The 4,993-nt window shown below is 68.1% G+C and carries 4 protein-coding genes; 3 read left to right on the forward strand and 1 reads right to left on the reverse strand.

Features of this window, described 5'->3' with window-relative positions:
• Window positions 1-2,063 (reverse strand): S46 family peptidase (locus WCJ52_RS11470; protein WP_336903443.1); only part of this gene is annotated, 2,063 nt, incomplete at its 3' end.
• A 182-nt stretch (window positions 2,064-2,245) separates the two neighbouring features.
• Here WCJ52_RS11470 and WCJ52_RS11475 point away from each other — a divergent pair.
• From WCJ52_RS11475 to WCJ52_RS11485, 3 genes are all read left to right on the forward strand, one after another.
• The gene (locus tag WCJ52_RS11475; RefSeq protein WP_336903444.1) at window positions 2,246-3,388 is read left to right on the forward strand and encodes an ABC transporter permease; all 1,143 of its coding nucleotides are present in this window, start codon (window positions 2,246-2,248) and stop codon (window positions 3,386-3,388) included.
• Window positions 3,385-4,083: an ABC transporter ATP-binding protein gene (locus WCJ52_RS11480; RefSeq protein WP_336903445.1), complete on the forward strand. Its 699-nt coding sequence runs from the start codon at window positions 3,385-3,387 to the stop codon at window positions 4,081-4,083. The genes WCJ52_RS11475 and WCJ52_RS11480 overlap by 4 nt, the downstream gene beginning before the upstream one ends.
• Window positions 4,080-4,993: efflux RND transporter periplasmic adaptor subunit (locus WCJ52_RS11485; protein WP_336903446.1), on the forward strand; the 914-nt coding region annotated here is incomplete at its 3' end. The genes WCJ52_RS11480 and WCJ52_RS11485, both read left to right, overlap by 4 nt.

The following is a 4,993-nucleotide window of genomic DNA, read 5'->3' on the forward strand; positions in this document are numbered from 1 at the left end:
CGGACGCCCAGCTCCTGGACCAGGGCCTCGGCGCCGTAGACATGGCGCAGGGCCTCGGTGGCGCCCGCAGTGGAGACCACCACCGTCCGGTTGAGGGTTCCGTCATAGCCGTAATCTCCACCGAGGGAATGGATGTTCCCGTCGAAGGCGGCACCCAGGATTTCGCCCTTGGCGCTGATCACCGGCGAGCCGGAATTGCCGCCGATGATGTCGTTGGTGGTGACGAAGTCGAAGACGGTGTCGAGCTTCATGCGGTCGCGGGCGGCCAGCCAGCGGTCGGCCACGCGGAAGGGCTCGGCACCGGTGGCGCGCTCGTAGAGGCCGGCGATCTTCGTGGTCGCAGGCACTTCGGTCCCGCGCCAGGTCCAGCCAGCGACCTTTCCGTAGGACAGGCGCAGGGAGAAGGTGGCGTCGGGATAGACCTTGTCGCCATAGACCGCAAAGCGGGCGATGGCGATGCGGGCGGCGGCGGCCTCAGTGGGGGCAGAGACCTGCGTCTCCCAGGCCTTGCGGGCAGCCCGCGCCTCGGTGTCGATCTTCAGCGCATACCGGATCATGGGATCGGTGGAGGCCTCGATGGCTGGCAGACCGCCCTGCCAGAGGGCCTTGCGCACGGCCGGGTCCCCCAGCTTGGAGCCGGAGACGAGGGCCTGGGACAGGGCCTCCGGACTTTCGCGGCCCAGAAGGAGCTTGGTCACCGGGTCATCTGCGGTCAGGTACTCCCGGGTCTTCAGCAGCCAGAACTCCATCTCAAGCTGCTCAAGGGCAGGATCGACGGGGGAGGCGTCGAGAAGCTGCTTTTCCATCAGGGGCAGGCGGGCGTCGGCAAACTCAGGAAGACGCTCTGCGCTGGGCAGGGTGCGCTCACGGGCACCCCGGACAAGGATCTGGGCAAAGTTGAAGAGGTCGGAGGACCTGCCCGACGCCGCCTCGAGCTGGCGGAAGCGCAGGTACTGGTCGGCATAGACCTTCTGGATGCTGGCGATCTCGGACCAGGGGTCACCGATGCGGGCGGCCAGGGCCGGATCGGCGGCGACCCGCGCCCGCAGGTCGGCTTCCTCAGCGCGCTTGGCATCCATAAGGGACGGCGTGTTGAGGGCGAACTGGCGACCGAAATTGACCTTGAAGCCGTTCTCGACGCCGAACAGGGGATCGGTGGCGATCCGGCGACTCTCGACGTCGCGGCGGGAGAACTCGATCAGCCGGCCGCGCATTTCGGACCGCTGCAGCAGGCTGACCGGGATGACCAGGTCGCGCTGGGTCTCAAGTTGAGCGACGGTGAGCTGGCGGTCGGTGGAGCCCGGGTTGCCGGAGACGAAGGTCGCCTCGCCCGGCACAGGCGCCCGGGCCTTCCAGGTCAGGTGCTGGGGCGTACGAACCGGCTTGCCCGCTTCGTAGAGCCGGAGGAACCCAACATCGAGGGCGTAGCGCGGGAAGTTGAAGTTGTCGGGATCTCCCCCGAAGAAACCTGCGGTCAATTCCGGCATGAAAACAAGGCGGACATCGGAATACTTCCGGTAGCGGTAGAGCTTGTGCTGGCCGCCCCGGTAGAAGCTGATCACCTGGCAGCGGGTCTGGAGATCCCGGCTGCAGGTCTCGCTTTCCAGGCGAGCGTAAGCGGCGTTGCGGGCCTTGATGAAGTCGCCGCCGGGCAGGCCCGAGGTCGCCTTGGAGACGTCTGCGGAGACGTCGATGATCGACAGAAGGATCTCGGCCTGGATGCCCGGGCAGGCGCGCTCCTCCTCGCGGGTGCGGGCCAGGAAGCTGTCCTTCACATAGTCGGCCGAGCCGGTCGACAGGTTCTGGGCGCAGTCGATCACGCAGTGCTGGTTGGTGAGGACAAGGCCCTCGGGTGATACCACCGAGGCCGAGCAGCCGCTGGTCAGGCGTACCGAGGCGGCCTGGACGCGGTCGAGCCACTTCTGGTCGATCTTCACCCCGAGGGACTGTTCAACCCTGGCGGCGGGAAAGGCATCAAAGGTCCACATGCCCTCGTCCGCACGGGCGGCGACGGGGAGGCAGAGGGCGGCAGCCAGGAAGGCACCAGCGAGCTTGAAGTCCATGTCACCATCCGTTTTGGCCCGGAACGGGCACCCGAAACGCTTTTTAGCGAGCCCGGGTCGTCGGGGCCACCCCCTGGGGTGGGGCGCTGGCGCAAAGTCACGGTTTCAAGACGATAGCCTTACCTTCAATTAACGCAGACCGTGGGAGAGTACAGCCGGGGAAGACTCCCCGCGGAGATACCATGTCCCTGGCCCTGGCCACGCTGCTGCACGAATGGCGACGCTATCTCGCCGCCGTGCTGGCGCTCGCCTTCTCGGGTGTGCTCATCCTGTCGCAGGTCGGCCTCGTCACGGGAATCCTCACCGCCTACACCGCCACCATCGACCGGTCCCCCGCCGACATCGTCATCATGCCCCCCAAGGCCCAGAGCCTGATGGGAACCACGGTTGCAGAAGTGCCCAGCCGGATCCGGCCGCGAATGTACCTGCATCCCGAGGTGGCGGCGGTCGACACCTGGGAGGTCAACATCGCCGACTGGACGAACATCCCGCAGGCGGGCGGACAACAGGTCCGCACCTACGCCCGGGTCGCCATGGTCGATCCTACGCCCGGGTCGGTGACCTTGCCGACGGACTTTCCGGAGGCGGCCCGGCGCGCCCTGGAGACACCGATGGCGGTGGTGGTGGACGCCTCGGCCCTGAAAAAACTGGGCGTCGCCGTCGGCGATCCTGTTATCCTGCGGGGGCAGACCCTCCAGGTCGCCGCGACGGTGACGGGATACGCGAACATCGAGATCCCCACCGCCTTCGTGTCCCGGGACACCCTGATCCGACTGCGCATGTTGACCAGCGGCGACCGGAGCGGCCTGCTCCTGCTGAAGCTGAAACACCCCGAACGCGCCGCCGAGGTTCGTGACTTTCTGAACGCGCAGGCCAATGGCGAATACCGAGCCTGGCTTCCGAAGGACCTTTCCAGGGCCAACGGGGCGGAATTCATGCAGGAACAGGTCGTCGGCATCCTGCTGGGCTTCTCCCTGGTGCTGGCGCTTCTGATCGGCATCGGCATCACCTCTCAGACGCTGAGGGGCGCCGTGGCCTCGAATATCCGCGAATTCGCCAGCCTGAGGGCCCTGGGGGTCTCGATGGGTGCCCTTCGGGGAGTAGTGGTGGAGCTGGCCTTCTGGGTCGGGATCGCCGGCCTCCTGGTCACGGCCCTTTTGATGGGATGCGTCCTGGTGGCGGCGCGGTTGAACAACATCGCGATGAGCCTGCCGCTGGCCTATGTGGGCGAGGTGGCCGTCCTGCTGATGGCCATCGCCCTGGTCTCTGGCTTCCTGTCCCTGGGCGCCCTGTCGCGGAGCCAGCCGGCGGAGCTGCTGAGATGAGTGGCGCGATCGCCATCCAGGCCGAGGGCCTGACCAAGCGCTACACATCGGGAAATACGGTCCTGACGGTGTTGGATGATGCGGCCTTCTGGGCCCGGAGCGGCGAGATCACCCTGGTCATGGGCCCCTCGGGCTCGGGCAAGTCGACCCTCATCGCGGTGCTGTCTGGCCTGCTGAGGCCCGACGCTGGGCGCGTGAGCGCCCTGGGCGCGGATCTCTGGACGCTCCGGCCAGCCGAGATCGACAGGTTCCGGCTGGCCAACTGCGGCTTCATCTTCCAAGGCTTCAATCTCTTCCCGGCCCTCACCGCCCTGGAGCAGGTTTCCCAGGTGCTGCGCTTTGCCGGGCGCAGCCCAAAGGCGGCCCGCGCCCAGGCCGAGGCCTCCCTGGACGCCGTGGGCATGACCCCGCGCCTGAACCTGCGCCCTGCGGAACTCTCCGGCGGCGAGAAGCAGAGGGTGGCCATTGCCCGGGCCCTCGCCAAGCAGCCGCGACTGATCTTTGCCGACGAGCCCACCTCAGCCCTCGACGGCGAGAACGGCCAGCGGGTCATCTCCCTCCTGCAGGGCGCGGCCCGGGAGCAGGACGCGGCGGTGATCTGCGTCACCCACGACCAGAGACTTGAAGCCTGGGCGGATCGGGTCATCCATATCGAGGATGGCCGGATCGCCGGAACCGAAGCGGAGACACCATGACAGGCCTGCTGCGCAATCCTCTGGCCTGGGCCCTCGCCCTCCTGCTGGCGGCAGGAGCCGGCTTCGCCTTCTGGCGCAGCCGCACGCCTTCAGGGCCTGCCCCTGCAGAGGCGGTCGCTGCGCCCTCGCCCTTCGCGGCGGCGGCCAATGGCAAGGTCGATGTGGAAGGCGGCATGATCCAGGTCGCCGCACGCCGGGCGGGCATCATCCGAGATGTCCTGGTCAACGAGGGCGATGCCGTGGTCCGCGGCCAGATCCTGGCCCGGCAGGAGGACGAGGAGCCGCGCCTTTCGGCCGGCCGCGCCTCCGCCGCCCTCAGCGAGGCCCGGGCGCGACTCGGTGCCCTTGAGGTCACCGTCTCCACGGCCCGCCGGGAGCGTGAACGCCTTCAGGCCCTGGTGAGTTCGAACTTCGTCGCCGGGCAGAAGCTGGACCAGGCCGACGACCAGGTGCGCCAGGCCGAGGCGGACCTGGCCTCCGGGGAAGCCGCAGTGGTGACCGCCAGGGCCGCCCTAGCCCAGTCCCAATACGAACTCGAGCAGACCCTGGTCCGCGCCCCGGTCGACGGCCGGATCGCCCGGCGCTACGCCAATCCGGGTGTCGGGGCCTCGACCCTGAACGTCTCGACCCTCTTTGACCTCGAACCGCGCACCCCCCGTATCGTCCGGGCGGAGGTGACCGAAGGCGCCCTGCCCTCGGTGTCAGTGGGCCAGGCGGTGGAGATCAGTCCCGAGGCCGACCCGGCGAAGCGCTATACCGGCTCCGTTGTGCGCATCTCGGCCGTCTTCGGCGCGCGAAAGCTACAGTCCGACGATCCCTCCGAGCGGAAGGACGAACGCGTGGTTGAGGTCGTGGTCAGCGCCACAGACGCGCCCCTGCTGATCGGCCAGCGGGTGCTGGTGCGGTTCCT

Source organism: Phenylobacterium sp. (assembly GCF_037138395.1).
GTDB lineage: Bacteria > Pseudomonadota > Alphaproteobacteria > Caulobacterales > Caulobacteraceae > Phenylobacterium.

Bases quoted from the DNA above. Each gene is read 5' to 3' on its own strand.
- WCJ52_RS11475 (WP_336903444.1), top strand. From the start codon at position 2,246: ATGTCCCTGGCCCTGGCCACGCTGCTGCACGAATGGCGACGCTATCTC.
- WCJ52_RS11480 (WP_336903445.1), top strand. From the start codon at position 3,385: ATGAGTGGCGCGATCGCCATCCAGGCCGAGGGCCTGACCAAGCGCTAC.